This window comes from Prescottella soli, assembly GCF_040024445.1.
Classification (GTDB): Bacteria; Actinomycetota; Actinomycetes; order Mycobacteriales; family Mycobacteriaceae; genus Prescottella; species Prescottella soli.
In genome coordinates, this window is record NZ_CP157276.1 from 1,015,630 (window position 1) to 1,037,800 (window position 22,171).

Here is a 22,171-nt window from a genome sequence, read left to right on the forward strand (position 1 = left end):
ATGCGACACGAACGCTCGTCCCCGCATCGAATCTGTTGCGCACGTCGACACTTCCTCAACATCGGCGGTCGAGCTTCTGACGTCGCTCCGCAGCCTAGGCGTGCGGAACGCGCATTGCGGGGCGAACAGGTGAAACCGAACCGGCCGCGCCCTTTCCGGTTGACCGCGTCCGCGCCCGCTTCTATGGTTCATTACATGAGTAATGAACCAATCAGCCTCGCGCTGATCGGACGGCGATGCTGAGCGATGAGGGCAAGCCCCTCTTCCAGCAGATCGCGGAGCTTGTCGAGAACGCGATCATCGACGGTTCACTGCCGGAGGAGTCGCAAGCGCCCTCGACGAACGAACTGGCGACCTTCCACCGAATCAACCCGGCGACCGCGGCGAAGGGGCTCAACCAGCTCGTCGACGACGGAATCCTTTACAAGAGAAGGGGAATCGGCATGTTCGTCACCACGGGCGCGCGGGATGCGCTCCGGTTCCGCAGGCGCGAGCAGTTCGCGACGCAGTACGTGGCACCCCTCGTCCGCGAGGCCGACAAGCTCGGGATGAGCATCGCCGAACTCAAATCCATGCTGGACCAATGGGAGGAACGTCCATGAGCATCACGGACATCGACCGGGACACAATCGTCTCGGTGCGGGCGATCGGGAAGCGGTACGGCGACGTCACCGCACTCGATGACGTCTCGTTCGATCTGCAGGCGGGGAAGATCTACGGCCTGCTCGGCCGCAACGGGGCCGGCAAGACCACCCTGATGAAGATTCTGACCGGCCAGGAGGCGGCGAGCTCGGGGACGGTGAACGTCTTCGAGGGCTCCCCGTTCGAGAACGCTGACGTCCTGCGGAACCTGTGCTTCGTCAAGGAGAGCCAGAAGTATCCGGAGGACATGAAGGTCAAGCACGTGCTGACCGCGGCCGAGCTGTTGCTGCCGGGATGGGACCGCGACTTCGCCGGGCGCCTCATGGACGACTTCCGGCTGCCGGACCGGCGTCGGGTCAAGAAGCTGTCCCGCGGCATGACGTCGGCGCTCGGCATCGTCATCGGCTTGGCGTCCCGCGCGCCGCTGACGCTGTTCGACGAGCCCTACCTCGGCCTCGACGCGGTGGCGCGCCAACTGTTCTACGACCGTCTACTCGCCGACTACGCGGAGCATCCGCGCACGATCGTCCTCTCGACCCATCTCATCGACGAGGTCAGCAATCTGCTCGAGCACGTCGTCGTGATCGACGGCGGCCGAGCCGTCGTCGACGAGGACGTCGATTCCCTCCTCGGCCGCCACGCGACGGTCGGCGGGCCGTCGGCGGCGGTGGACGCCTTCGTCGCGCACCGCACCGTCCTGCACCACGAGCAGCTCGGCGGTCACGCCCGGGCCACGATCCAGGGCCTACTCACCGGCCCCGACCGGGAGGACGCAACGCGCCGGGGACTCGAACTGTCTCCGGTCTCGTTGCAGCAGATCACTATTCGGAACACCGTCGGCGGCGAGGCCCACCGACCCGAGGGGGCAAAGCCATGACCGCGACGATCTCCACCACCTCCGCCGAACCGGTGCCCGCTTCGCACGCGGGGTTCCGGCGAATCCTGGCCATCGCCCGCATCCACGTGGTCGCGTGGCCGATCCTGATCGCCTCACCGCTGGTGGTCCTCGCGCTCACCTTCGCGATCAACTTCGCGATTTTCGCGCTCATCGACTCCGGCGGCGAAACCCACCCCACCGGTGCAATCCTCTCGCTCTACGGATTCGTCGTGGCGTTCTACGCGCAGGCGATGACGCAGACATTCCCCTTTGCGCTGGGCCTGGGCGTGACCCGGCGCCAGTTCTTCGTCGCGACCGTCGCGGTCGCGGTCGCGCAGTCGTTCGGATTCGCGGTGCTCTTCCAGGTGTTGTCGGCGATCGAGGCCGCTACCGGCGGGTGGGGCGTCTACATGCGCATGTTCGGAATCCTGCGCTACGTCACGGATTCGGCGCTGCTGGAGTTCGCGACCTTTTTCGCGAGCCTCCTGCTCACCACCGCGATCTCGATCGCGTTCAGCGCCGTCTACCAGCGGTGGAAGACCACGGGATTCCTGATCGCGGGCATCTCCGTCGTCGGACTCCTCGGCCTCGTTGCCGTCGTCCTGACCTGGGCCGGTTGGTGGCCCACGGTGGGGTCGTGGCTTGTCGACGCACCCCGTGGGCTCGTTCTCGTCGCGCTCCCGGTCGGGGTGTCGGTGACCGCGCTTGCCGCCTCGTGGGCGATCGTCAGGCGAGCGACGACGTGATGCGGGGCAGGTCCGCGGGCGCCCCGGCCGCGAGGATGCCGAGCACCGTGTCGGCATCCAGGTGACGCTCGACCAGGTCGGCGAGCAGATCCAGCTGAGCCTCCCGGACCTGCGCCACGTCGGTGTCGGGGGCGACGACGAAGCCGGTCCGGCCCGCCGTCTCCGCCACCTCGGCGAGAAGGCGACGACGGAACTCGTCGTTCTCGAGCAGACCGTGCCAGTGGGTGCCGCGGACGCTGCCCCGCACGCTGCCCTCCTTGGCGCCGTCCGCCCCGCACAACCAGGGGGCATCGCCGTTGCGGCGGACGCGGCCGTGGTGAATCTCGTAGCCGCGCACCGCGATTCCGTCCGCGTCGCCGTCGACCTGTGCGAGGACCTTGTCCGGCGCGAACTCGATCTCGAGGTCCAGCAGGCCCAGCCCCGGCACGGCGCCGGCGCCGGACTCGACGCCGTCGTCGATCACCGTCCCGAGCATCTGGTAGCCGCCGCAGATGCCGAGGGTGGCGCCGCCGTTCGCGGCCCGGCGGGTGAGGGCGTCGGCGATTCCGCTGCGCCGCAACCATTCCAGGTCGGTGACGGTGGACTTGCTGCCCGGCAGCACGACGAGGTCGGCGTCGGCCAGGCGCGACGGTTCGCTCACCCAGTGCACCGAGACGCCCGGCTCGCACGCGAGGGCCTCGACGTCGGTGGAGTTGGAGATGCGCGGCAGCCGGATCGCGGCGACCCGCAGCCACTCGTCACCGATCGGGGCGCCGGGTCGGCCGACGGGAGCGTCGCCGACGACGCCGAGCGAGTCCTCGGCGTCGAGCCACAGACCCTCGGCGAACGGGATCACGCCGAGCGTCGGGCGGCCGGTGAGCTCCCTGAGCTGGTCGAGTCCGGGTTCGAGGAGGCTCACGTCGCCGCGGAACTTGTTGATCACGAATCCGGCGATGAGCGCCTGGTCCTCGGGCGAGAGGACGGCGACGGTGCCGAACAGGTGCGCGAGGACTCCCCCGCGGTCGATGTCGCCGACCACGATCACCGGCAACTGCGCGGCCTGCGCCAGCCCCATGTTGGCCAGGTCGGTGGCCCGCAGATTGATCTCGGCCGGCGAGCCGGCGCCCTCGCAGATCACCACGTCGAAGTCGTCGCGCAGCGCGGACAGCTCGTCGGCGACGACACCGCGCAGCCATTCCCGGTGGGTGATGTAGTCACGGGCGCCGACCGTCGTGACGGCCTTGCCGCGGACCACGAGCTGCGACGTGCGGTCGCCGCCCGGCTTGAGCAGCACCGGGTTGAACCGCACGCTGGGCTCGAGCCCGCACGCGCGGGCCTGCAGCGCCTGGGCGCGGCCGATCTCCCCGCCGTCGAGGGTGACGACGGAGTTGTTCGACATGTTCTGCGCCTTGAACGGCGCCACCCGCACCCCGCGCCGGGCCAGCATCCGGCACAGCCCCGCGACCAGGACGCTCTTGCCGGCGTCGGACGTGGTGCCGGCGACCAGCAGCGCGCCGCTCAGCGCCGCGGTCACGGCAGCGTGAGGATCTCGTTGCCCTCGTCGGTGACGACGATGGTGTGCTCGAACTGGGCGGTCCACTTGCGGTCCTTGGTGACGACCGTCCAGCCGTCGTCCCAGATGTCGTAGTCGACCGTGCCGAGGTTGATCATCGGTTCGATCGTGAACACCATGCCCGGCTCGATGATCGTGTCGACGTTGGGCTGGTCGTAGTGCAGGATCACCAGGCCGTTGTGGAAGGTCTCGCCGATGCCGTGACCGGTGAAGTCGCGGACGACGCCGTACCCGAAGCGGTTGGCGTACGACTCGATGACGCGGCCGATGACGTTGAGCTCGCGGCCCGGCTTGACCGCCTTGATCGCGCGCATCGTCGCCTCGCGGGTGCGCTCGACCAGCAGGCGGTTCTCCTCGGAGACGTCGCCGGCCAGGAACGTCGCGTTGGTGTCGCCGTGGACGCCGTCGATGTAGGCGGTGACGTCGATGTTGACGATGTCGCCGTCCTGGATCACCGTCGAGTCGGGGATGCCGTGGCAGATGACCTCGTTGAGCGACGTGCAGCACGACTTGGGGAACCCGCGGTAGCCCAGCGTCGACGGGTACGCGCCGTGGTCGCACATGTACTCGTGCGCGATGCGGTCCAGTTCGTCGGTGGTCACCCCGGGGGCGACGGCCTTGCCCGCCTCCTGCAATGCCTGAGCGGCGATCTTGCTGGCCACCCGCATCTTCTCGATGGTCTCCGGCGTCTGCACCCACGGCTCCTTGCCCTCGCGGGCCGTCGCCTTCCACACGTACTCGGGGCGCTCGATGTCCTTCGGGACAGCGAGAACGGGTGAGACGGTTCCGGGGACGAGAGCGGTGCGAACAGACATGGGTCCAGGGTAGACCGCCGCGCCAGCGTGGCGTGAGCACGCCGGGCATAGGGTGGACGCACCGTTTCCCGACCTGAGGAGCACGCCCATGCGAGGAACCGTCATCCACGCACCGCGGGACATCCGGTTCGAGGACCTGCCCGACCCGCGGATCGTCGAGGACACCGACGCGATCATCCGAGTCGTCTCCACGTGCGTGTGCGGCTCGGACCTATGGCGCTACCGCGGCATCACCCCGGTCGACGAGCCTCGCCCGATCGGCCACGAATACGTCGGCGTCGTCGAGGAAGTCGGTGGCGCGGTCACCACGGTCGCGCCCGGACAGTTCGTCATCGGATCGTTCCTCGCCTCCGACAACACCTGCCCGCACTGCCGTTACGGCTACCAGTCCTCCTGCCGACTAGGCGAATTCGTCAACGGGTGCCAGGCCGAGTACGTGCGCGTCCCGCTGGCCGACGGCACCCTCGTCACGGTTCCCGACCGTCCGGACGCGGCCCTGATCCCGAGCCTGCTCGCACTCTCCGACGTCATGGGGACGGGCTGGTACGCGGCGGTGGCCGCCGAGGTGCGCCCGGGTTCGACGGTCGTGGTCGTCGGTGACGGCGCGGTCGGGCTGTCCGGCGTGCTCGCCGCCAGGGAACTGGGGGCGGAACGGATCATCGCGATGAGCCGGCACACCAACCGCCAGAAGCTGGCGGTCGAGTTCGGCGCCACCGACATCGTCGCCGAGCGCGGCGAGGAGGGCGCCGCCCGGATCGCCGAGCTGACCGACGGTGTCGGGGCCGAATCGGTGCTCGAGTGCGTCGGCACGAAGGAGTCGATGTCGCAGGCACTGCGCTGCACCCGTCCCGGCGGCAACGTCGGCTTCGTGGGAGTGCCGCACGGCGCCGAGTTCCCCGCCCGGGAACTGTTCGAAACCCACATCGGCGTGCGCGGCGGGTCGGCGCCGGTGCGCCGCTTCCTGCCCGACCTGATCGGCCGGGTGCTCGACGGCCGGATGGAGCCGGGCAAGGTCTTCGACCTGACACTGCCGCTCGATCAGGTGGCGGAGGCGTACCGGGCCATGGACGAGCGGCGCGCGATCAAGGTGCTGTTGCGCCCCTGAGCCGCTGCCCCGGGCGGTCACCGGGAGTAAAGCTGCGTCTCCAGACGGGGATCCCCGTGCACCGCTTCGAGTCTGGCCATGTCGGCCGACACGACGACCGTGGCTTCCTCGTCGATACCCGTTGCCGCGCAGCAACTGCGGTCGGCCGTGCCACCAGAAGTTGGGCGTGCGGATGTGGAGGCCTTCGCACCGACAGCCCGCGGCGAGTTGATCGGCCAGGGGCTCTCTCAGGGTCTTTCGCGTTTGCGACATGCCCGACCGGTCTCACCGGTGCGTCAAGGTCGTTACACGATCCTGCTGGACGCACCTCCGCGTGAGGGGCCAGACTGGACCTGCGAGACGGTCGTTCGAGCTGGGGCGGATGGACGACAGCCGACCGCGTTGGGTCCTCGATCACTGGTGGACACCGGATCCCCGACGAAACACGGATCCGGCCAGATCAGCACTAGGACTCACGAAAGGTCGAGGCAGGGGCGGCTGCGCACGTCGGCGGCGTGCTCCGCGACCGTGGCCGTGGTTCGGGTCCGACGCTCGGGCGCCCGCCCTCCTCTGGGCGCGGTCATTCGCACAGCCTCGGCCGATCATCCAACCCGGTGCGAACAACCCCCTCTCACCACTCCCGTCACCCGAGATTGGAGACCACCATGAACACGGAGACCCGTACCTCCCGCGACCGGAGACCGGCGTGACCACGCTCAAGCCCGCAGAAGCCGACCTGGTGCTCGCTGGTGGCGGCGTCAAGGGCCTCGGACTGGCGGGAGCCGTCGCCGCACTGACCGAGTCCGGAGCCAAGCCACAGAGAATCTCCGGCACCTCCGCCGGCGCCGTCCTCGGCTCGCTTGTGGCGTCCGGGCTGACGGGCCAGGCACTGAAGAACACCGCCCTCGACCTGCCCTACCCCCAGTTCTGCGACCCTGCGCCATTGGAGCGTGTCCCCGTCCTCGGGCCGGCGCAGGCGGTGCTGCGCGGCAGCGGCATCTACAAGGGGGACTACGCCCACGAGTGGATTCGTAATGAGCTGGCCAAACGGAACGTCCACACGTTCGGTGACCTCAAACTCAACGACAAGGACTATCTGTGGCTGCCGCGCGAGCGGCGGTACAAGCTTGTCGTGACCGTTTCTGACGTCACGCTCGGCCAACTTGTGCGGCTGCCCTGGGACTACGAGTCACTCTACGGACTGAACCCCGACGAACAGTCGGTGGCCGACGCTGTCCGCGCGTCGATGTCCATCCCCTTCTTCTTCCGCCCGGTCCGATTGACCAATGACAAGACGAAGGTGACATCAACGCTGGTGGACGGGGGCCTCCTGTCGAACTTCCCGATCGACTCACTCGACCGAACCGACGGCGAGGAGCCGCGATGGCCTACCTTCGGGATCACCGTGCTGCCCAACCTGCCCGAGGGCGACGACAAGGTCATCCCGCTAGGGCCGTTGGCCCCACTGGGGCGGCTTGCCCGGCTGGGAGCACCGCACCTGCTGGAGCTCATCATCTCCACCATCCTGGTCGGCCGTGACCAGGCATACCTCAACCAGCCATGGGTGAATGACCGCGCCATCCGCGTGGATTCCACCGAGGTGGGTGTTGTCGATTTCAATATCTCGAGGCCCAAGGCCGAGGCGCTCTACGCGAAGGGCTACGAGGCAGCGCAGGCCTTCCTGAAGGAGTGGGATTGGGAGGCGTACCTCAAACGCTACCGGGCGTAACGGGACTCGCCGGACAACGGTGCGCGATCAAGACGCTGCTGCGGCCCCGAACCGACGTTCGAGCTGGCGTCACCGGGAGTACAGCTGCGTCTCCAGACGGGGATCCCGGTGCACTGCTTCGAGTCTGGCCAGGTCGGCCGATACGACGACCGTGTCCTCCTCGTCGATACCCGTTGCCGCGCACCAACTGCGGTCGGCCGGCCACCAGAAGTTGGGCGTGCGGATGCGGACGGCCCGGTCCTCGGTGGATCGCGCGGCGGTCACCACCTGGTAGGAGAACCCGTGCGACCCTTCCGCCACCCGTGCACAGCCCCGGATCGGCTCGTCGAGGAACTGGCCCCACCCGTCCCAGAACAGTCCCGAGACCGCGTCGTCGAAGTGCCCGTAGACCACGTCGACCAGTTCCGCTGGCAGCGAGCCCATCTCGGGTCGTTCATCGAAGACGCCGGCGAGCGTCGCATTCGGATCCTTCGCCCCGATGACGTCGAGGAAGCGGACCCCCGGCGCCACGCTCACACCACGGGAGGCGGCGATGTCGGCCCACCCCACTCGATGTGACTCGCAGCCCTCGCCCCGATAGGCGGGGTGGAGGATGCGCAGCACATACGGGTAACGGTCCGCGAGCCATCCACCCGCTGGGCCGGCGTCCGGATACGGGTACGGTTCGAGCCACAGCGCGGCGGCAGGTGACGGATCGCCGACCCAGCCGAGGAGCGAAGACATGCCGCAATTGTCGGTGAACGCGCCCGATGGAGCTAGAAGTCGGGCCCGGGCAGGGCCGCGATCACCGCGAAACTGACCACGGGCGGGATGCGAGAACGGACCGCACCGCAGCGCTTCCGGTGCACGGATGCGCTTTCCACGAAAGTGGGTATGGTGAGCGGTCAACCTGGTCAGAAGTGAGGGTGACAATGGGCCAGCAGTCGCGGGCCGCCGAACGTCGGTGGGCTCCGGTCAAGGTCAGCAAGGTCGTCTCGACCCGTTCGGACGACATCGTCCACGTCGACGCCGAACTCCACGGCGATATCCACCCGGAGTGGGCCCGGGCATTCGAGCGCATCAGCCAGAGCAGGCAGTCCGATCTGCTGCTCCACGCCGATGCCGAGCCGCCACGGATCACGATGACGGCCAGGGGCGATCACGGCGACAGTGCCGAGATCGTGGTTCTGTACGCCGTCGAGGAAGTGAACCTGTGCGTGCGACTCACGCTCGAACTTGTCGGGCGGTAGCGACGGCGGTCAGCGCAGTTCCGTCACGAACACCATCCGGTCGCGCCGGTACAGCGACCGGACGCGCTCGATCGGCGAGGTCGTCGATTGCCACCAACCATGCAGGGCCCTCGCAGGCCCCCGCACGGACGGTCAGAGGAGCCTCCCGAGCCGTGTACGGTGCGCGAGTGTCGCCGAAGCCACCGCCGCCGCGGACCGTTTCGTTCAGCTGACGACGATGTCCTCGGTAGTCCAGATCGCCCGCATACTGGTGATCCGTCCTCGATCGTCGAATGTCATGACGTCGATCGGTTCGACGGTGATCGTCCGACCGTCGACGACCGTCACCACCCGGAAGTGGAACGCCGCGGTCTCCCCGGATACCCGCAGGGTGATCAGGTCGATTGTTCGGTTCGGGGATCTCACGGAGTCGTAGAACGCGGCGATCGCCGCGGTTCCGACGTGCGGGGTCGACCCGACCGGGTCCTCGACCGTCGCATTGTCCGCATACAGCACAGCAATATCCGCTCCTTCTGCGACAGAGGCAAGTTCGAGATATCGGTTGATCGTTCGCGCGATGTCGTCCTGGGTCATTGTCGGAGTCCTCTCGGAGGGTGGTGAACGTCGGCAAGGTAGGGAGCGTCTGGCGCCACCTACACGGGTGCTCCCGGCAGACCAGCGTGGTAGATGCCCGAGGCCCAACCGCCGTCCACCGCGATCTCCGCACCGGTCATGTAGCTGGCCTCGTCGCTTGCGACGAACGCGGTCACGCGGGCGATTTCGTCGGGCAGCCCGATCCGACCGAGGGGAACATTGCGGTAGTGGCGCTGCAACTCCGCACCGGTCTCACCTGCGGGATTGCCGAGCTGGGTGTCGACCCCACCCGGGTGGACCGAACACACGCGGATGGTCGGCCCGAGCTCGAGCGCCTGCGCCTTCGTGACGCCGCGGATCGCCCACTTGCTCGCGACGTATGAACTGAGCCCGTTGACACCACGAAGCCCGTCTACCGACGAAATATTCACGACCACACCGGAACCCGCATTCTTCATGATCGGCGCCACCGTCTTGACACCGATCATCGGACCCATCACATTGACGGCAAGGATCGTTGCGATCCGATCCGGTTCCACGTCCTCGACGCCGGCGAAGTATTGGATCCCTGCATTGTTGACCAGCACGTCGACAGTGCCGTACTCCCGCATCGTCGCCGCCACCACGTCGCGCCAGTCGGTCTCGCTGGTGACGTCGAGCCTCATGTAGCTCGCCGTGTCACCGATATCCGCGACAAGGGCTCTGCCCTGGCCGTCGGCAACGTCGGCCACCACCACTCGAGCACCCTCGGCGGCCATGACGCGCGCGGTCGCGGCACCCATACCCTGTGCACCTCCGGTGACGATCGCCACCTTGCCTTCAAGCCTGCCCATCCCGATCCCTTCTCCAGTTCCTTCGACAACCCGTGCCATCTGATTGGGCGATCTGACTAGCCCTGCGCGGCAGACCAATTGGACGGCCCCGGTCCGAGTACGGCGTAGTCGCCGAGATGCCCGCGGTTGTGCTTAGTCCGACGGACCATCCGCCACCCGTCGACGGTTCGGCGCCACTCGTCGTGGTAGTCACCGATCGTCCGGAAGAACTTGCCCTCGAGCTCGCCGGTACCGAGGTGCATGTCGGCCACGTAAGCGCGACTGCGAGCGGTATCGCCGTCGATATCGATGAGCACGTTTCCGACCAGGTGCTGGGTGGGCCCGCAGTCGTCCAGGAAGCTGCGCGTGAGCGCGATCATCTCGCGGCGACTACCCAGCCTCCCCGTACCGAGGTCGGCTTCCATGTCCTCGGCGGCGATCGTCTCGATCTCCGCCCAGTCCCGTTGGTCCATCGCGCGCGCGAATCGCACGATGCTCCGGTAGATCTCGCGTTCGTCCTCGTTGGGCGTGGGCATCCGAAGTTCTCCTCAGAATCTCGTTGGCGAAGGCGGCTGACGGGAGACTGGAGCGCTGCGTCGCGAGCACCACCGACAGCCCGCCTGTGACAGGACTCATAGTGGTTCAGGACGATCATCACCGGGTGGCGGTGTCTCGAATTGCGAGACACCGAGTACACGAGGCCGACGCGTCCGACACACTCGGACGCAAGCGTGGACGTGTCACCCCAGGTGAACAGGTATCACCTCTCATCCCTCGGGATACAGGCGCCGCCGTTTCCTCCCTCTCCGTGGGATCACCGATACGGGACGGCCCGACTGGACGGATACCGTCACTTCGCGCGTTCCCGGCCAGGTGAAATGACCGAGCGGACGGAGAAATCGTGGGACGGAGGACCGGAAAGTGCCATCGACCACCCAGTCCATCGCCGACCTGATGCCCGCCATCGCGGGTGCCGCCGTCGAGACGGAGCGAACACGCACCCCGTCGCGCACTGTGATGGCATCCCTGGTCGACGCCGGCGCGTTCCGCATGCTGCAACCGCGGGCCTTCGGCGGCGGCGAGTCGACCCCTCTCGAGTTGTTCTCCACAGTTCGAGAGATCTCCTCGGCGTGTACGTCGACGGGCTGGATCGTTGCCGCGACGAACGTCAGCGCGTGGCTCATCTTCGGATTCGGCGACGACGCGGCGCGCGATGTCTGGGAGGCAACACCAGACGCCCTCGTCGCTGCGGCGGTGATGCCGACAGGCCAACTGCGCCGGGACCGGACGGGACTGCACCTGTCCGGACGGTGGCGATCGGTGACCGGCAGCGCGCATTGTGAGTGGCTCGTCCTCGGCACCTTGGTTCTCAACGCCGACGGCGCGCCCGTCGAACACGCGCAGGTTCTCGTGCCGCGCAGCGACGTCCGCTTCGTGGACGCCCCCCGAACGGTCGGTCTCGCCGCGGTCGGATGCCAGGACGTCGTCGTCGAGGACGTTCGGATACCGCTCTGGCGCGTTTCCTCTCAACGCCACCGATCCGCGACCGAGCAAGCGAGACATCGGCGCTCGATTCCGATGCTGTACCGACACTCGGTCACCGCCTTGTACTGTGCGGCCGTCGCGGTCCCCCTCATCGGTGCTGCGCAGGGCGCGTATCGGGCCGTCCTGGACCAGTGGAACGTCGCGAACAGGCTCACTCAGTCCGGCCGGATGATGGTCGAGGCCGAGGCCATTCACGCCGAGATTGGCCGTGCGGCCTTCGAGATCGAAACCGCGGTACTACACCTCGAACGGGACCTCACAGAACTTCAGGGCCTGGCCGCCAAATCCAAGCGGGTGCCTATCGACACGTTCACGCGAGTCCGAAGGAACCAGGTGCTCTCGGTCCGACTCGCCGAGGGCGCCGTCGACCGACTGGTGAAGGTCGCCGGGAGGGATGGGGTGACCATGGATCACCCCGTACAACGGGCGTGGCGGGATATACATACCGGTGCATCCAACCGCGCGAACAGAGAAATCGACGCCGTCGCCATCTCCGCACGAGCAGCACTAGGCTTCGACATCGAACATTCGGAAGTGCGGCCGGTGATATGACGACGGGGCGATCCTCGATTCTCGAGCGAGCGACGGCGATCATCTCGGCCTTCGACGGCCGGACGTCGCAACTACCGATCGGCACGATCGCCGACCGGTCCGGACTCCCCCGCTCGACCGCACACCGACTGGTCGACCAACTCATCCAGCTCGGCTGGCTCGTGCGGACGGCACACGGCTACTGCCTCGGGCCGAGAGCTGCGCGGACATCGAGCGAAAAAGATCACATGCACCTACGCGCCGCCGCTGCGCCGTTGCTCCAGGCCCTGCACGACGAGACCGGCGCGGTGGCGCACCTCGGCGTACTCCACGGCGATCACGTGCAGATTCTCGACAAGGTGTCGGGCAGACACGCCCCAGCAGTGCCGACCAGTGTGGGAGATCGTCTCCCTGCCCACGCAACGGCAATGGGTAAGGCGGTCCTTGCAACAGTGACACCTGAGGACGCAGACGCGATCGTCCCGAGAACGCTGGGCCATCGGACAGCCCGGACGATCACCAGCAGAACCACGCTGCACGCGGAGCTCGCCAATGTTCGGGCACGCCACGGCGTCGCCTACGACAACGAGGAGTTCTCGTTGTCCGTCAACTGCATAGGGGCGCCCGTCCGGTCTCCGGGAGCAGCACCTAGTGCAATCTCCCTCAGTGGCCGCACACCTCCCGAGGTCTTGGCCCGGGCGGTTCCCCTTGTCCGCGAGGCCGCTCGGCGAATCGAGGTGCGCCTGGACCGGAACGGGATGTCGAGCCCGTCGGCGGAGTCCACAGCGTCCTTTGTCGGGGCCGACTTGACGATGCTCCGCGTGCTCAACACCGTCGACGCACACGATTGGCTCTGATTACCGCAGTTCGGTCACGAACGCCATCCGGTCACCCCGGTACAGCGACCGCACGCGCTCGATCGGCACCCCGTCGGTGTCACGGGAGACGCGGTGCAACTTCAGCATCGGCATCGCGGTGCTGGATTCGACCAGCGCCGCCTCGCGCGGGGTGGGCAGGGCGGTCTCGATGCGTTCGGTGGCCGAGGTGAATGCGATGCCGCGCGAACGGATCGCCGCGTACAGCGAGGTCTCGGGGTCGAACGTGTCGGCGAGGTCCGGGAACCGGTGCAGCGGCAGGTAGGTGCTCTCCAACCCGATGCGTTCGCCGTCCGCCAGCAGCACGCGCTCGAGGTGGATCACCGGATCGCCGACCTGGAGTTCCAGGATCTGCGCCAGCTTCTCGTGCGCGTCGATCTCCTCCCACCGCACCAGGATTCGGCCCGGCTCGCGGCCCTGGCTGACGGCGCCTTCGGTGTAGGAGCCGAGCGAGAGCGGCTGGACCAACTTCGGTCGCGCGACGACCGTTCCCCGCCCCCGACGCTCGACGCGTCCGGCCACGAGCAGTTCGTGCAGCGCCTGCCGCACCGTCTCGCGGGACACCCCGCAGCGGGCCGCAAGTTCCCGTTCGGCGGGCACCGGGTCACCCTCGGAGAGGTCGGCGAGCAGATCCTCCACGTGGGTCCGCACCACGTAGTGCTTGGGCAGGCTCTCGGCGGTCATCACGCCACCATCCCGGCCCGCACGCGACGCGCCACGACGAGGACATCGTCGATCGACGGCGCCTGCGCACCGGGCACTTTCGCGCGGTCGTCGTAGCGGCGCAATCGAACGGCATCCGACCACCACGGATGCGACGCCCACTCCGGCTCGACGGCGGGGCCGCCCTGGTGTCGCAGTGTCGCAATCGATTCCGGGGACAGTGCCCCGACGTACGCGGGATCGGTGGCCACCAGGTAACGCTTGGCGGCGACGTGCGCGCCGGCCAGCCAGCCGACCCGCTCCCCGAACCGCGGTGTGAGCCAGTCGCGGGCGATCCGGTCGTGCGGCGCGTCGGCAGCTGTCAACGGGCTGCGCGCGAGATCGTGCAGTGCGCTGGCCAGCACCAGGCCGTCGTCGGCCCCGTCCGCGATCGCGTGACCGGCGGCCTGCAGCGCATGGTCGAGTTCGTCGACCGCTTCGCCGTCGAACACCCCCCGCATCGAATCCAACAGTGCAGCAGCCTCTTCGAGCACGGCCGAGTCGTCGTTCATGCCCGTCAGCCTACACAAATTCGGTCTATACCAATTGTTCATCTGACGTTTCCCGAACGTCCCCCAGATGGTCTAGACCAATGCCCATGCTGTGTCCATGCGAATTGCAATTGTGGGCGGCGGAATCCTCGGCACGGCCCATGCCGACGAGGCCATCCGACGCGGACACGACGTCGTCCATCTCGAACGCGAACTCGAAGCGCGCGGTGCCACCGTACGCAACTTCGGACTGGTGTGGGTCTCCGGTCGGGCCCAGCACGAACTCGACGCCTCGCTGCGCTCCCGGGAACTGTGGGCCGACCTCGCCCGACGCGTCCCCGAGGTCGGCTTCCGTGCGGCCGGATCGATGACGCTGCTACGCACCCCCGAGGAGGTCGCGGTCGCCGAGGACATGGCCGCGCGCGCCGACGCCGACGTCCGCGGCTTCAGCCTCCTCGAGCCCGACGCGGTCCGCGCGGTCAACCCCGCGCTGCGCGGAAAGTACCTGGCCGGCCTGCACTGCACCCGCGACGGAGCCGTCGAGTCGCGCGTCGCCCTTCCGGCGATCCGCCGCCACCTCGAGACCAGCGGCCGGTACGCCTTCCACGCCGGCACCGAGGCCCGCGAGATCGCCACCACCGCGGCCGGGGTGCGCATCCGCGACGACCACGGTCGCACCTTCGAGGCCGACCTCGTCATCGTGTGCCCGGGCGCCACCCTGGGTGGACTGGCGCGCGACCTCGCCGGCGACCTGCCGCTGCGTCGGGTGCGCCTGCAGATGATGCAGACCGCACCGCTCGGCGAGGCGCTCACCACCGCGATCGCCGACGGCGACAGCATGCGGTACTACCCCGCCTTCGCCGGCCCCGCGCTCGACGCCCTGCGCGACGCGCAGCCGCAGGAGCCCACCGCGGCCGAGCACCGGATGCAGTTGCTCTGCGTGCAGCGCCTGCACGGCGGCCTGACGATCGGCGACACCCACGAGTACGACGAGCCGCTCGACTTCGACGTCGACGAGGCCCCGTACCGGCACCTGACCAGCGTCGTCGAGGAGCTCCTCGGCCGCCACCTGCCGCCGGTCGTCAAGCGCTGGGCCGGCGTCTACAGCCAGTGCCTCGACCCCGCCCAGCTGGTCCACCGCGCCCAGCCCGCAGACGGCGTGTGGGTCGTGGCCGGACCGGGCGGACGCGGCATGACCCTCGGCCCGGCCCTCGCCGAGCAGACCGCCGACCAGCTCGGCCTGTAACCCAAACCCCGAGGAGACACTCGTGACCACCATCAAGCTCGCCGTCCTCGACATGGCCGGCACCACCGTCGCCGACGACGGCCTCGTGCGAGGCGCGGCGCGCTGATTCCGCTCGGCCCGAGCGCCCACTCCTGGCTCCGCTGCGCGGGATTCCGCGAAATCAGGCAAGGAATGGGCGCTCAGGCCGACGTCGTATCCGGCTCGTCTGCCCGCCGGACCCGAGTAAGTTCCGGACGCTTCGCGACGCGCCCGGCGCCCGACGACGTTCCGCGCACACGGCGCCCGAGCCACGGCCCGAGAAACCGAACCGCCCACTCGGTGTCCGCACGAACTCGCCCCAGTGCGGTGACCGGCGGGAGCGGACCCAGGCTGTCCTGCCAGCTCAAGTCGGCGCCGGGGACCTCCAGCACCGTGGCCGCGGCCGCGGCCAGCCGGTCGTGTCCATCCGCGTTGAGGTGCAGTCGATCCCAACTCCACAGCCGCGGGTCCGTCGCGACCGGGTACGCCTCGAGGTCGATCACCGCGACACCGTGCCGTGCCGCGGCCGCCCGGATCTCCGTGTTCAGCGCCGAGATCCGGGCCATGATCGCGCGGCCGCCCGGCATGCCCGCGCCGAGCGTGGGAAACGCCATCGTCAGCACCCGCGCGCCGGACGCGGTCAGCGCCTCGAACGCGACCTCCAGTTCGGCGGCGATCGCGGTGGGTTCGAACTTCGGTCGCAGCAGGTCGTTCACGCCGGCGACGACGGATGCCAGGTCGGGCTGCAGCGCCAGCGCGGGCGCCAACTGTTCCTCCCGCACATGGCGGGCCAGCCGGCCCCGGATCGCGAGGTTGGCGTAGAGCACCTCGGGGTTGATCTCCGCGAGCCGCTCGGCGAGCCGGTCCGCCCAGCCGCGGTAGCCCCGCAAGTCGTCCCCGTCGTTGAGTCCTTCGCTCTGGCTGTCACCGATCGCCACGAACCGACTGAACACCGTCGGCCCCCCTTCGTCTCTGCCGCTAAGGTGCGACGAGCCTAGCGAGCCTGAGCGCCCATTCCTCGCTGCGGTACGCGGGATTCCGCGGAAACAGAAGAGGAATGGGCGCTCAGGCCGATCGTCACTGACCCTTACGCAGGATGTACCGCTGCACCTTGCCGCTGGGGGTCTTGGGCAGGTGCGGCACGAAGTGCACGGTGCGCGGGTACGCGTGCGCCGCGAACTTCTTCTTGACCAGCTGCTGCAGGTCCTTCTCGAGCTCGTCGGTGCCCTCGACACCCGAGCGCAGCACGACGAACGCCTCGAGCACCTCGCCGCGCAGCTGGTCCGGCATGCCGACGACGGCCGCCTCGACGACGTCGTCGTGCATGACGAGCACGCTCTCGACGTCGAACGGGCCGATGCGGTAGCCGGCCATGATGATCACGTCGTCGTCGCGGGACGAGAAGAAGAACCGGCCCTGCTCGTCCACCTGGCCGGCGTCGCCGGTGATGTACCAGCGCCCGTCCGGCGTGAAGCGCGCCGCGGTCTTATCGGGGGCGTCGCTGTAGCCGGTGAACCACATGAGCGGGCTCGCGGTGGTGTCGATCACCACGCGGCCGGGGGTGTTCGGCGGGGCGATCTCGTCGGCGTCGTCGGACAGGACCGCGCAGCTCCAACCGGGCAGCGGGCGACCCATCGAGCCGGGGACGACGTCCTCGCGCAGACCGTCGGCCCACGCGTTGATGATGAACATGCCGTGTTCGGTCTGCCCGTACTGGTCGCGGACTGTCACGCCCAGCTCCGCCTCCGACCACGCGATGACGTCCGGCGTGAGGGGCTCACCGGCCGACGACGCACGGCGCAGCTTCACCGACTCCGGCACCGGGGTCTCGTCGGCACGCAGGCTCCGGTACACGGTCGGCGCCGCGGCAAAGTTCGTGACGCCGAAGCGCTCCATCACCTGCCACGTCAGCGGCGCGGAGAACCCCGCGTGCAGCAGGATGCTGCGGATGCCCGACGCCATCGGACCGAGCAGCGCGTAGTACAGCCCGTACGCCCACCCCGGATCGGCGGCGTTCCAGAACACGTCGTCCTCACGCACGTCGAGACCCAACTCGATGTACGAGCGGAACGCCGCGAGCGCGCGGACCGGCACCGGAACACCCTTCGGGGTGCCGGTCGTGCCGCTGGTGAACAAACGAACTATCGGTGCGTCGCCGCCCATCGCGACCGCGGCGCCGCGCGGGTCGTCGGCCGAGTAGCCCGCCACCAAGGCGTCGAACGCCACAGCGCCCTCGGCCTCACCGCCCGCGACGACGACGCGCCACGAGGGGTTCGCCGGCATGTCGTCGCCGGGCGCGAGCTTGTCGACCTGGTTCGCGTCGGAGATCACGACCTTGGCGCCGCTGGCCTCGAGCCGGAACGCGATGGCGGGCGGGGCGAACGCGGTGAACAACGGGACGTGGACGGCCCCGCGACGCCAGATGCCCAGGAGGGCGACGACCAGGTCGGCAGACTTGCCCATGAGCGTCGCGACGCAGTCACCGGGCTCGACGCCTAGGTCGGCAAGGGCCGCCGCGAAGCGGGTGGACTGCTCACGCAGCCAGCCGTACGTAAGATCGGTCGACGACAGGTCGCTCTCGACGACCGTGAACGCCACCGCGTCGGCCGGATGCCGATCGCACAGCAGCTCCGCGGCGCACGCCTCGGGGGTGTCGTACTGCGCCAGAAGCTCGCGCACGCGGGTGGTGGTGTCGACGGTCATCGTCACTCCTCGTCGTCGGGGCCCAGCTCACCATCGGGCCTTCATCCCCCCTATGATCCGAGTCACAGCCTCGACCCACTACCCCCGGAAAGGGGTGAAGAGGATGCCGATCGACACCACGGCCCTTCTTCGTCCACGCGACCGTGATGCGCTACGCACCGAACTCCGAAAAATCGCCTCTACCGGCGTCGTTCCCGTCGTCTTCGGCGGCGAGGTCCAGGACGGCACGCTCCACCTGGGCGAGTTCATGGGCACCTTCACCGACGGTCTGCGCGGTCTCGCGGTCCGCGAGAGTGCCGGGCTGGGGGGACGGGTCGTCGAGCGGAAGAACCCGATCGCGGTCCACGACTACGGTCGCGCCCGGACCATCACCCATCACTACGACGGTCCCGTCCTCGCCGAGGGCCTCTGTTCGGTGCTGGCGGTGCCCGTGGTCGTCCGCGGGAGCTCCCGCGCCGTCATGTACGCCGCGATCCGCGAGCGCGTCCAGTTGGGCGACCGGATCGCCGACATCATGATGCAGGCCGGACGCCGGCTCGCGAACGAGGTCGCGATCCGCGACGAGGTGGACCGACGGATCCAATTGCTCGACGCGGCGGCCGCCGAATCCACCCCGCACGCGGTGGATACCGAGGAGATCCGCGACGTGTACGCGGAGCTGCGCAGCATCGCGCAGACGGTGCAGCAGCCCGAACTCCAGGAGCGACTACGAGCCCTGTCCGGCCGGCTCGCGGCCGTCGGCTCCCCCGACGGCGCGACCCGTCCCGCGCCGTCGGTCACGCTGTCGCCGCGCGAGATCGACGTCCTCAGCCACGCGGCTCTGGGATGCACCAATGCCGATATCGCCGAACGGCTTTCCGTGAAGCCGGAAACCGTCAAGAGCTACCTGCGCAGCGCGATGAGCAAGCTCGACGCCAATTCCCGCCGGGAGGCGGTGGTCACCGCACGCCGGCTCGGACTGCTGCCGTAGTGCCACGATTTTCTGGAACACGTTCCACCGCTGTGCCATACTCGCGGCCATGTCAGCGACACCGACCGAATCGGCCAACGTGACCCGAAGTGCGACCGCGCAGGAGCTACTCGATCTCGTGCTCGGGTCCCCCGCGGCAGTCGCCGTCCACGACAAAGAGGCCTGGCTGGGCCTGTTCTCGCAGCGGCACGTCGTGGAGGACCCGGTCGGCGGCCGCCCCGTCCTCGGTGGGCTCTACGACCGGCGCAGCCGGGTCCGCGGTGGCGAACCGCTCGCTCGGTTCTGGGACACGTTCATCGCGCCCAACGACATTCGCTTCCACGTCGAGCACGACGACATCGTGTCCGGGCTGGACGTCATCCGCGACGTCACGATCGAGACGCGCCTGGGCGACGGCGTCGTCGCCAAGGCCCCGATGCACCTGCTGTACGAGACGACGCTCGACGACGGCGCCCCGCGGATCCGGCGGATCGCCGCGCACTGGGAGGTCGCGCCGATGTTCGCCCAGGTCGCCGGGATCGACCGCGCCAGGCTCGGTGTCGGCGCCGCGATGGGCGCGCGCATGCTGCGACTGCAGGGCGTCGGGGGGTCGCTCGCGTTCGGTCTGGCGGTGCGCAGCGTCGGCGAACGCGGCAAGCGGTCGGTGCGACGGCTGGTCTCCGACGCCCAGCGCGGCGACCTTCGGGCGGCGGCCCTGCTCGGCGGCCGGACCGTCCGCGACGTCACCAAGATCATCGCTGCGGGCGACACCGTCACCGCCACCTGCACCGTCGACGGCGCCCACGCGGTGCTCTTCTGCTACCTGAACCGCAAGACGTTCGAGATCACGAAGGCCGACATCTACTCGTGATCGGCCGATCCGCGCCGCCGACGACGCCGGTCGGCGGTGCGGATCAATCGAGCAGGACGGTCGCGAACGTCGCGACCTGAGTGAAGCCCACCCGCGCATACGCCCGGCGGGCCCGCGCGTTGTAGCTGTTGACGTAGAGGCTCGCTATGCGCCCGCGGGCCATGACGGCCGCCGCGACCGCCGCGGTCCCGGCCGCCCCGAGTCCCTCGCCGCGCCGCGCCGGGTCGACCCACACGCCCTGAATCTGCCCGACGGCGGCCGACATCGACCCGACCTCGGCCTTGTAGACCACGTCGCCGTTCTCGAATCGAGCCCACGCGCGCCCGGAGGCGATGAGGTTCGCGACCCGCCGCCGGTAGCTGCGGCCACCGTCGTTGGCGCACGGGTTGATCCCGACCTCCTCGATGAACATCGCGACCGCCGCCGGCAGGTAGGACTCGATCTCGTCCATCCGCACCTGACGCACGTGCGGATCGGGACGCACACCGGGATCGGCGTCGAGCGCGAGCAACGGCTGCTCCGAACGGATCTCGCGCGCGGAACCCCACTCCGACTCGAGCATCTCCCACAGCGGCAGCGTCAGCTCCGCGCGCCCCACGAGCGACGAGCACATCCGCGGAAACCGACTGGCCCGATCCGCGAACGAACGCAGATCGTCGACGTCGCCCAGCAACGGAATCAGGTTCGCCCCAGCGAAACACAGCGACTCGGCCGGTCCCCCACGACTCCACATCTCGCCCTGGAGCGTGCGGGGATCGAGACCCGACTGCTGGACGCGAGCGGCGACCATGCACGCCGCGACCGGATCGGACTCGAGCACGCGCAACACCTGGGCGGTGTCGCGTCCACTGAGTTGTCGCGCTCCGAGGAGCTTGAGCACCGACACACCCCCTTCGTCCCGTGCCTCGTCGTCGAGACCGTTCGGCGTGATGTCTGTCAGCGTCGGGCTGTCAGTGCCGGATTCGAGAACCACATTGCCATGAAGGTGCGCCTGGGTGGGCAGATTTCAGCTCACGGTGACCACCGGCGCGCCGCTCGCCTCCCCACCTTCCATCTCCTCGGCGATGCGCATCGCTTCCTCGATCAGGGTCTCGACGATCTGCGCCTCCGGCACGGTCTTGATGACCTTGCCCTTGACGAAGATCTGGCCCTTGCCGTTACCGGAAGCGACACCGAGATCGGCCTCGCGTGCCTCACCGGGACCGTTGACGACGCAGCCCATCACCGCGACGCGCAGCGGCACCTCCATGCCCTCGAGTCCCGCGGTGACCTCGTTCGCGAGCGTGTACACGTCGACCTGCGCGCGACCGCACGACGGGCACGACACGATCTCGAGCTTGCGGGGCCGCAGGTTCAGCGACTGCAGGATCTGCGTGCCGACCTTGATCTCCTCCGCCGGCGGCGCCGACAGCGAGACGCGGATCGTGTCGCCGATGCCCTCGGAGAGCAGCGCACCGAAGGCGACCGCGGACTTGATGGTGCCCTGGAACGCGGGCCCGGCCTCGGTCACGCCGAGGTGCAGCGGGTAGTCGCACTGGGCTGCCAGCTGGCGGTAGGCCTCCACCATGATCACCGGGTCGTTGTGCTTGACCGAGATCTTGATGTCGCCGAAGCCGTGCTCCTCGAACAGGCCCGCCTCCCACAGCGCCGACTCGACGAGCGCTTCCGGGGTGGCCTTGCCGTACTTCTGCATCAGCCGGGGGTCGAGCGAGCCGGCGTTGACGCCGATCCGGATCGGGATGCCGGCGTCACCGGCCGCCTTCGCGACCTCCTTGACCCGGCCGTCGAACTCCTTGATGTTGCCGGGGTTGACGCGGACGGCCGCGCAGCCGGCGTCGATCGCCGCGAAGATGTACCGCGGCTGGAAGTGGATGTCCGCGATCACCGGGATCTGGCTCTTCTTCGCGATCGCGGCGAGTGCGTCGGCGTCCTCCTGACGCGGGCACGCGACGCGGACGATGTCACAACCCGACGCCGTGAGTTCCGCGATCTGCTGGAGGGTCGCGTTGACGTCGTGGGTCTTGGTGGTGCACATCGACTGCACCGACACCGGGTAGTCGCTGCCTACACCCACACCCCCGACCATCAACTGGCGAGTCTTGCGTCGCGGTGCGAGGACGGGGATTTCGCTAGGAACACCTGGCAGGCCCAAACCGACGGGGCTGGTCACGTTTCGCCTTC

The 22,171-nt window shown here is 68.7% G+C and carries 23 protein-coding genes; 11 read left to right on the forward strand and 12 right to left on the reverse strand.

What is annotated here, in order from left to right:
- Positions 1-239: 239 nt before the first annotated feature.
- The 3 genes from ABI214_RS04695 to ABI214_RS04705 are packed head-to-tail and all read left to right on the forward strand — an operon-like array spanning position 240 to position 2,265.
- On the forward strand, positions 240-602 hold the full coding sequence (locus tag ABI214_RS04695; protein ID WP_348611264.1) for a GntR family transcriptional regulator: 363 nt from the start codon (positions 240-242) through the stop codon (positions 600-602).
- A complete protein-coding gene (locus tag ABI214_RS04700; protein WP_348606619.1) occupies positions 599-1,519 on the forward strand; it encodes an ABC transporter ATP-binding protein in 921 nt (306 codons plus the stop codon). Before ABI214_RS04695 ends, ABI214_RS04700 begins: the two co-directional genes overlap by 4 nt.
- Complete coding sequence (locus ABI214_RS04705) at positions 1,516-2,265, forward strand: ABC transporter permease (protein WP_348606621.1); 750 nt, start codon at positions 1,516-1,518, stop codon at positions 2,263-2,265. The genes ABI214_RS04700 and ABI214_RS04705 overlap by 4 nt, the downstream gene beginning before the upstream one ends.
- Here ABI214_RS04705 and ABI214_RS04710 read toward each other — a convergent pair.
- Complete coding sequence (locus ABI214_RS04710) at positions 2,246-3,766, reverse strand: cobyric acid synthase (RefSeq protein ID WP_348611267.1); 1,521 nt, start codon at positions 3,764-3,766, stop codon at positions 2,246-2,248. The genes ABI214_RS04705 and ABI214_RS04710 overlap by 20 nt on opposite strands.
- A gap of 8 nt (positions 3,767-3,774) precedes the next feature.
- A complete protein-coding gene (gene map / locus ABI214_RS04715) occupies positions 3,775-4,632 on the reverse strand; it encodes a type I methionyl aminopeptidase (RefSeq protein ID WP_348606623.1) in 858 nt (285 codons plus the stop codon).
- Positions 4,633-4,720: 88 nt separating this feature from the next.
- Here map and ABI214_RS04720 point away from each other — a divergent pair, with 88 nt between their 5' ends.
- Positions 4,721-5,737 carry a zinc-dependent alcohol dehydrogenase family protein gene (locus ABI214_RS04720; protein WP_348606625.1) on the forward strand — a complete coding sequence of 339 codons (1,017 nt, stop codon included), beginning with the start codon at positions 4,721-4,723 and terminating at the stop codon, positions 5,735-5,737.
- 685 nt (positions 5,738-6,422) lie between these two features.
- Positions 6,423-7,445 (forward strand): patatin-like phospholipase family protein, encoded by a 1,023-nt coding sequence (locus ABI214_RS04725; RefSeq protein ID WP_348606627.1) that lies wholly within the window; start codon positions 6,423-6,425, stop codon positions 7,443-7,445.
- A 69-nt stretch (positions 7,446-7,514) separates the two neighbouring features.
- Here ABI214_RS04725 and ABI214_RS04730 read toward each other — a convergent pair whose 3' ends face one another.
- The gene (locus ABI214_RS04730) at positions 7,515-8,168 is read right to left on the reverse strand and encodes a hypothetical protein (protein WP_348606628.1); all 654 of its coding nucleotides are present in this window, start codon (positions 8,166-8,168) and stop codon (positions 7,515-7,517) included.
- 176 nt (positions 8,169-8,344) lie between these two features.
- Here ABI214_RS04730 and ABI214_RS04735 point away from each other — a divergent pair, with 176 nt between their 5' ends.
- Positions 8,345-8,674, forward strand: a complete 330-nt coding sequence (locus ABI214_RS04735; RefSeq protein WP_348606629.1) for a hypothetical protein — start codon at positions 8,345-8,347, stop codon at positions 8,672-8,674.
- A 204-nt stretch (positions 8,675-8,878) separates the two neighbouring features.
- On the opposite strand, the gene ABI214_RS04740 is transcribed toward ABI214_RS04735, so the two are convergent.
- From ABI214_RS04740 to ABI214_RS04750, 3 genes are read right to left on the reverse strand one after another with little or no spacing between them, the layout of a single operon-like run.
- A complete protein-coding gene (locus tag ABI214_RS04740; RefSeq protein ID WP_348606630.1) occupies positions 8,879-9,247 on the reverse strand; it encodes a nuclear transport factor 2 family protein in 369 nt (122 codons plus the stop codon).
- 59 nt (positions 9,248-9,306) lie between these two features.
- The gene (locus tag ABI214_RS04745; RefSeq protein ID WP_348606632.1) at positions 9,307-10,080 is read right to left on the reverse strand and encodes an SDR family NAD(P)-dependent oxidoreductase; all 774 of its coding nucleotides are present in this window, start codon (positions 10,078-10,080) and stop codon (positions 9,307-9,309) included.
- A gap of 56 nt (positions 10,081-10,136) precedes the next feature.
- Positions 10,137-10,595, reverse strand: a complete 459-nt coding sequence (locus tag ABI214_RS04750; protein WP_348606634.1) for a nuclear transport factor 2 family protein — start codon at positions 10,593-10,595, stop codon at positions 10,137-10,139.
- Between the two features lie 385 nt (positions 10,596-10,980).
- On the opposite strand from ABI214_RS04750, the gene ABI214_RS04755 reads away from it, so the two are divergent.
- Both ABI214_RS04755 and ABI214_RS04760 read left to right on the forward strand, forming a co-directional pair.
- Positions 10,981-12,156: an acyl-CoA dehydrogenase family protein gene (locus ABI214_RS04755; protein ID WP_348606636.1), complete on the forward strand. Its 1,176-nt coding sequence runs from the start codon at positions 10,981-10,983 to the stop codon at positions 12,154-12,156.
- On the forward strand, positions 12,153-12,992 hold the full coding sequence (locus tag ABI214_RS04760) for an IclR family transcriptional regulator (RefSeq protein WP_348606638.1): 840 nt from the start codon (positions 12,153-12,155) through the stop codon (positions 12,990-12,992). The genes ABI214_RS04755 and ABI214_RS04760 overlap by 4 nt, the downstream gene beginning before the upstream one ends.
- Here the strand turns inward: ABI214_RS04760 and ABI214_RS04765 are convergent, their stop codons facing one another.
- Positions 12,993-13,694, reverse strand: coding sequence for a GntR family transcriptional regulator (locus tag ABI214_RS04765; protein ID WP_348606640.1), 702 nt, complete (start codon positions 13,692-13,694; stop codon positions 12,993-12,995). It abuts the gene before it with no gap.
- Positions 13,694-14,224 (reverse strand): HD family phosphohydrolase, encoded by a 531-nt coding sequence (locus tag ABI214_RS04770; protein WP_348606642.1) that lies wholly within the window; start codon positions 14,222-14,224, stop codon positions 13,694-13,696. The genes ABI214_RS04765 and ABI214_RS04770 overlap by 1 nt, the downstream gene beginning before the upstream one ends.
- 97 nt (positions 14,225-14,321) lie before the next feature.
- Between ABI214_RS04770 and ABI214_RS04775 the strand changes: the two genes are divergently transcribed.
- Positions 14,322-15,449, forward strand: coding sequence for a TIGR03364 family FAD-dependent oxidoreductase (locus tag ABI214_RS04775; RefSeq protein WP_348606644.1), 1,128 nt, complete (start codon positions 14,322-14,324; stop codon positions 15,447-15,449).
- Positions 15,450-15,628: 179 nt separating this feature from the next.
- Here the strand turns inward: ABI214_RS04775 and ABI214_RS04780 are convergent, their stop codons facing one another.
- Positions 15,629-16,405 carry an SGNH/GDSL hydrolase family protein gene (locus ABI214_RS04780; RefSeq protein WP_348606646.1) on the reverse strand — a complete coding sequence of 259 codons (777 nt, stop codon included), beginning with the start codon at positions 16,403-16,405 and terminating at the stop codon, positions 15,629-15,631.
- Between the two features lie 139 nt (positions 16,406-16,544).
- On the reverse strand, positions 16,545-18,170 hold the full coding sequence (locus ABI214_RS04785; protein WP_348606648.1) for an AMP-binding protein: 1,626 nt from the start codon (positions 18,168-18,170) through the stop codon (positions 16,545-16,547).
- A 103-nt stretch (positions 18,171-18,273) separates the two neighbouring features.
- Here ABI214_RS04785 and ABI214_RS04790 point away from each other — a divergent pair, with 103 nt between their 5' ends.
- Positions 18,274-19,140 carry a helix-turn-helix transcriptional regulator gene (locus ABI214_RS04790; RefSeq protein WP_348606650.1) on the forward strand — a complete coding sequence of 289 codons (867 nt, stop codon included), beginning with the start codon at positions 18,274-18,276 and terminating at the stop codon, positions 19,138-19,140.
- A 49-nt stretch (positions 19,141-19,189) separates the two neighbouring features.
- Positions 19,190-19,990, forward strand: a complete 801-nt coding sequence (locus tag ABI214_RS04795; RefSeq protein WP_348606652.1) for a transporter — start codon at positions 19,190-19,192, stop codon at positions 19,988-19,990.
- A 43-nt stretch (positions 19,991-20,033) separates the two neighbouring features.
- Here ABI214_RS04795 and ABI214_RS04800 read toward each other — a convergent pair whose 3' ends face one another.
- Both ABI214_RS04800 and ispG read right to left on the reverse strand, forming a co-directional pair.
- Positions 20,034-20,870, reverse strand: a complete 837-nt coding sequence (locus ABI214_RS04800; protein WP_348611269.1) for a DUF4081 domain-containing GNAT family N-acetyltransferase — start codon at positions 20,868-20,870, stop codon at positions 20,034-20,036.
- Positions 20,871-20,996: 126 nt separating this feature from the next.
- Entirely contained in the window at positions 20,997-22,160 is a 1,164-nt protein-coding gene (gene ispG / locus ABI214_RS04805; RefSeq protein ID WP_348606654.1) for a flavodoxin-dependent (E)-4-hydroxy-3-methylbut-2-enyl-diphosphate synthase, read from the reverse strand.
- Between the last annotated feature and the right edge of the window lie 11 nt (positions 22,161-22,171).

What these genes read in the sequence shown, in the direction of transcription:
- ABI214_RS04700 (WP_348606619.1), top strand. Translation starts at nt 599, where the DNA reads ATGAGCATCACGGACATCGACCGGGACACAATCGTCTCGGTGCGGGCG.
- ABI214_RS04705 (WP_348606621.1), top strand. Translation starts at nt 1,516, where the DNA reads ATGACCGCGACGATCTCCACCACCTCCGCCGAACCGGTGCCCGCTTCG.
- map (WP_348606623.1), bottom strand. Translation starts at nt 4,632, where the DNA reads ATGTCTGTTCGCACCGCTCTCGTCCCCGGAACCGTCTCACCCGTTCTC.
- ABI214_RS04720 (WP_348606625.1), top strand. Translation starts at nt 4,721, where the DNA reads ATGCGAGGAACCGTCATCCACGCACCGCGGGACATCCGGTTCGAGGAC.
- ABI214_RS04730 (WP_348606628.1), bottom strand. Translation starts at nt 8,168, where the DNA reads ATGTCTTCGCTCCTCGGCTGGGTCGGCGATCCGTCACCTGCCGCCGCG.
- ABI214_RS04740 (WP_348606630.1), bottom strand. Translation starts at nt 9,247, where the DNA reads ATGACCCAGGACGACATCGCGCGAACGATCAACCGATATCTCGAACTT.
- ABI214_RS04745 (WP_348606632.1), bottom strand. Translation starts at nt 10,080, where the DNA reads ATGGGCAGGCTTGAAGGCAAGGTGGCGATCGTCACCGGAGGTGCACAG.
- ABI214_RS04750 (WP_348606634.1), bottom strand. Translation starts at nt 10,595, where the DNA reads ATGCCCACGCCCAACGAGGACGAACGCGAGATCTACCGGAGCATCGTG.
- ABI214_RS04760 (WP_348606638.1), top strand. Translation starts at nt 12,153, where the DNA reads ATGACGACGGGGCGATCCTCGATTCTCGAGCGAGCGACGGCGATCATC.
- ABI214_RS04765 (WP_348606640.1), bottom strand. Translation starts at nt 13,694, where the DNA reads ATGACCGCCGAGAGCCTGCCCAAGCACTACGTGGTGCGGACCCACGTG.
- ABI214_RS04770 (WP_348606642.1), bottom strand. Translation starts at nt 14,224, where the DNA reads ATGAACGACGACTCGGCCGTGCTCGAAGAGGCTGCTGCACTGTTGGAT.
- ABI214_RS04775 (WP_348606644.1), top strand. Translation starts at nt 14,322, where the DNA reads ATGCGAATTGCAATTGTGGGCGGCGGAATCCTCGGCACGGCCCATGCC.
- ABI214_RS04785 (WP_348606648.1), bottom strand. Translation starts at nt 18,170, where the DNA reads ATGACCGTCGACACCACCACCCGCGTGCGCGAGCTTCTGGCGCAGTAC.
- ABI214_RS04790 (WP_348606650.1), top strand. Translation starts at nt 18,274, where the DNA reads ATGCCGATCGACACCACGGCCCTTCTTCGTCCACGCGACCGTGATGCG.
- ABI214_RS04795 (WP_348606652.1), top strand. Translation starts at nt 19,190, where the DNA reads ATGTCAGCGACACCGACCGAATCGGCCAACGTGACCCGAAGTGCGACC.